Source organism: Bacillus sp. LK2 (assembly GCF_001043575.1).
Classification (GTDB): domain Bacteria; phylum Bacillota; class Bacilli; order Bacillales; family Bacillaceae_G; genus Bacillus_A; species Bacillus_A paramycoides.
Genome location: NZ_LDUK01000103.1, coordinates 1 through 797, shown reverse-complemented (window position 1 = coordinate 797; position 797 = coordinate 1). Strand labels below are relative to the sequence as shown.

Annotated in this window: 1 protein-coding gene; it reads left to right on the top strand. The window is 32.4% G+C overall.

Features of this window, described 5'->3' with window-relative positions:
• Window positions 1-355 precede the first annotated feature (355 nt).
• The gene (locus VK90_RS27280; RefSeq protein WP_002174763.1) at window positions 356-712 is read left to right on the top strand and encodes a YgzB family protein; all 357 of its coding nucleotides are present in this window, start codon (window positions 356-358) and stop codon (window positions 710-712) included.
• The last annotated feature ends 85 nt before the right edge of the window (window positions 713-797 follow it).

Genomic DNA, 797 nt, shown 5'->3' with positions numbered 1-797 from the left:
TTCAGTTTTCAAAGAACTACTTAGCCGCTCATTTGCGACTTCCTTATGTTAACATCTTCGTTTTTCGATGTCAACTAAGTTTTTCAATTTCTTTTTTGTCGTTTTCTGCATTTCCGCATCAGCGACGTTTATTAATATATCATGCAGTATATGTAGGGTCAATACTTTTTATAAAAAAATTTCACATCCCGTTAAAAGCTTTAAAAAGCATATTTCCAGTACATCATATCTCCCATTCACTCTTTATACATAGCTACACTCCTTCCTATTTTTCCCCTTATCGTTTTACTAAGTTTATATACGAATGAAAATTCTAAATTTTATGTTATATTATTATTATAGGAGTGTGGTGAGAATGAGCATTAAATATTCGAACAAAATCAATAAAATTCGGACCTTTGCATTAAGTTTAGTATTTATCGGCCTCTTCATTGCATACTTAGGAGTCTTTTTCCGTGACAACATTATTATTATGACAACATTTATGATGGTTGGCTTTTTAGCTGTTATCGCTAGTACTGTCGTTTACTTTTGGATTGGTATGTTATCTACTAAGACTGTACATATTATTTGTCCAAGTTGCGATAAACCAACAAAAATGCTCGGTCGTGTCGACGCATGTATGCATTGCAACCAACCTTTAACACTCGATCCGAGTTTAGAAGGAAAAGATTTTGATGAGAAATACAATAAAAAGAGCTATAAAGGATAAAGTGCACTTTAATCAGTGTTTTTCTTCATCCATACCAACCTAGATTTCACTGGATACATCTATATATAATAAAGAAAGAGGGTGA